Source organism: Robbsia andropogonis, assembly GCF_000970345.1.
Classification (GTDB): Bacteria; Pseudomonadota; Gammaproteobacteria; order Burkholderiales; family Burkholderiaceae; genus Robbsia; species Robbsia andropogonis.
Genome location: NZ_LAQU01000125.1, coordinates 1 through 2,541 on the forward strand (window position 1 = coordinate 1; position 2,541 = coordinate 2,541).

General features: G+C 57.3%; 2 protein-coding genes. Both read right to left on the reverse strand.

Annotated features, from left to right (window positions below):
* Positions 1-72: 72 nt before the first annotated feature.
* Positions 73-891: an IS21-like element helper ATPase IstB gene (istB, locus tag WM40_RS26365; RefSeq protein WP_046154536.1), complete on the reverse strand. Its 819-nt coding sequence runs from the start codon at positions 889-891 to the stop codon at positions 73-75.
* Positions 888-2,384: an IS21 family transposase gene (gene istA / locus WM40_RS26370; protein WP_046154537.1), complete on the reverse strand. Its 1,497-nt coding sequence runs from the start codon at positions 2,382-2,384 to the stop codon at positions 888-890. Before istA ends, istB begins: the two co-directional genes overlap by 4 nt.
* Between the last annotated feature and the right edge of the window lie 157 nt (positions 2,385-2,541).

A 2,541-nucleotide genomic window follows, 5' to 3' on the forward strand; every position in this document is an offset into this window, starting at 1 on the left:
AGATAGCGTCAATCATTAAGTCCGGTTTACCGACAATCATCTTGGCCGGTAGGCCGGGATGATTGTCGCTGGTTATGTAGCCATGGTTGACGTTCCGGTCTGTTTTTCGCTGGATGATTGTCGTCGCCGCTGGCCTTGTTTGTCGCTGGCTGTTCGGCGACGGTAGCTTTCCACGTTGAGTTCAAAGATGGTGGAGTGGTGAACCAAGCGATCAATGGCGGCCACAGTCATGCCGGCGTCAGGGAAGATGTCGTTCCAGCCGGAGAACGGTTGATTGGCGGTGATGAGAAGGCTGCGTCGCTCGTACCGTTCAGCGATCAATTCGAACAGAACGCTTGTCTCGGCTTGGTCTTTTCGCGCATAGGACAGGTCATCCAGGATGATCAAGTCGAACCGGTCAAGCTTGGCCAGTGCCGATGGCAGTTGCAAACTCTGGCGCGCTGCCTGGAGTTTCTGGACGATCTCGCTGGTCCGAGTAAGCAGAACGCGGTACCCAGCCTCGATCAGCGCATGCCCAATTCCGCTCGCAAGATGGGTTTTGCCGCCGCCGGGTGGACCGAAGATCAGGATGTTTGCGCCTTTCTCTAGCCACGAATCCCCCGTCGCCAATGCCGTTACGTGTGCCTTGGACAGCATCGGCACGGCGCTGAAGTCGAAGGTGCTCAGCGTCTTGGAGACATCGAGGTGTGATTCGATAAGATGACGCTCAATACGCCGCTTGGCTCGCTCAGCCAATTCGTGCTCGACTAACGCGCCGATCAATCGCGTGGCGGGCCAACCTTCGCTGTCAGCGCGTTGCGCAAACTCAGGCCACAGACGGCCGATTGTGGGCAAGCGCAGCTCGTTGAGCATCAATGCCAAACTACCGCTGTCGTAAGTTGGTACATTCATGCTGGCACTCCCGTGTCTAACAACATGTCATAACTGCTAGCGGGAGGGATGACCACATTGATAATCGGGCAGTTGATGTCCCTGACTGCAAACTCGGCAGCGAGTACGTCCAAATCCGGCAGTTCGCCAGCATCGAGTAACATCTCTAAACGTTCAGCCAAAACGGCTTCAACACCATCATTTGCGGCCATCTCAAGGAGCGCCACCATCGTCTTGCAGGCGTTGCGTTGGGTAAGCTTGTCGGCGAGTTGCTCCCACGTTCGACGATATGCATCACGTGGGAACAACGAATCACGGAACGCTAGACCGGCCAGAGCCTGAGGCTTGCGCTTCAGGCCCTCGATGAAGTGACGGTAATCAATGACGCGCGCTCGGCCGTTGGTGCTTGATCCGCGCTGCAAACTTAAGACGAGCGCGCCTGAGAGGTAGCAGTCGAGTCGGTCGCTATAGAGCCTGACTTTTAGCCGGTGGCCAATGAGGCGCGAAGGCGCACTGTAAAGCACCCTGCGCAGCGTGAAGGTGCTGCATCGCGTCACGCGCGCTTCCTCTTCCACGAAGTCCGTTGTGCGTCTGGGCGGCAATTCGATGAGGCGCTCGCGTTCGATACGGAAGGCCGCATTGTTGCGTCCATTGCGACGTGTCACGACTTCCCGGACAAACACCTCATAAGACGCCAAGTCATCAAAGTCCCGATGACCGCGTAACATCAATGCTTGGTCTACTGCCTCCTTCAGATAACGGTGTGCCGACTCAACGCTGCCATTCTCGTGGCCTTGCCCGCGATTGTTACGCGTGCCTTCCATGCCGTAGTGCTCAAGCAATGATTCGTAGCGCGTCGTGAAGTCTTCTTGCTCGCGTAAATTCTTGAATGCCGCAGACAGACTGTCGCTGCGGTGCTCGCGAGGACAACCACCTGCTTGCCAGAGCGCATTCTGGAGCCCGTGCGAGAGTGCCTCGAAACTCTCGCCGCCGAGAACCACATTCGCATATTCCCAGCGAGAGAACGCCAGCACGAAGTGATACAAGCGGTGATCAAATGGAATACGGGCGATCGTCACGCGCAGTTTGGTCATATCGGTGAAGTCCGATAGCCCCCGTACGCCAGGCTCATGCTCTTGCGGGAAGAACACCTCCTTGGGTGCGCCATTGATCGCCTTCCACTGGCTGATACGACGCTCAAGCGTGCGACGAACGGAGTCCGGAAATTGGCCGGGATGGTCCTGCTGCAACTTCCTCAGGATGGTGACGGCCTGCAACTGTGGCGTGTTCACCAACAACGGCACCACTTCTGTGAGCCAGACATCAATAAATGCGTCCGGCCTCGAGCGCCAGTATGCTCGGGGTTTCTGCGACGGTAGTCGGGCGTCTCGCTCCACACGTCTAGCACTTCGAACGCTGATGCCTGCCTTGGCAGCAGCTACTTCCTGACTGTTGTGTTTGCGTTTGGTCATGTAGAGGCGAACCTGCTGGTCGGTAAGTCGGGGTCCGGACATGAGAATCGCCTGTTCTACATTCGATTCCCTATCCTAAAGCCCGGCCGACTCGGCTCCGCCGATGGCTCGCCGTCTACGGCAGCGACGCTGCCTTCAACGACTCACCACCGGCCAACATGATCGCCGCAATACCGGCCAAGATGATTGTCGCTCTCCA

Bases quoted from the DNA above. Each gene is read 5' to 3' on its own strand.
- istB (WP_046154536.1), bottom strand. From the start codon at position 891: ATGAATGTACCAACTTACGACAGCGGTAGTTTGGCATTGATGCTCAAC.
- istA (WP_046154537.1), bottom strand. From the start codon at position 2,384: ATGTCCGGACCCCGACTTACCGACCAGCAGGTTCGCCTCTACATGACC.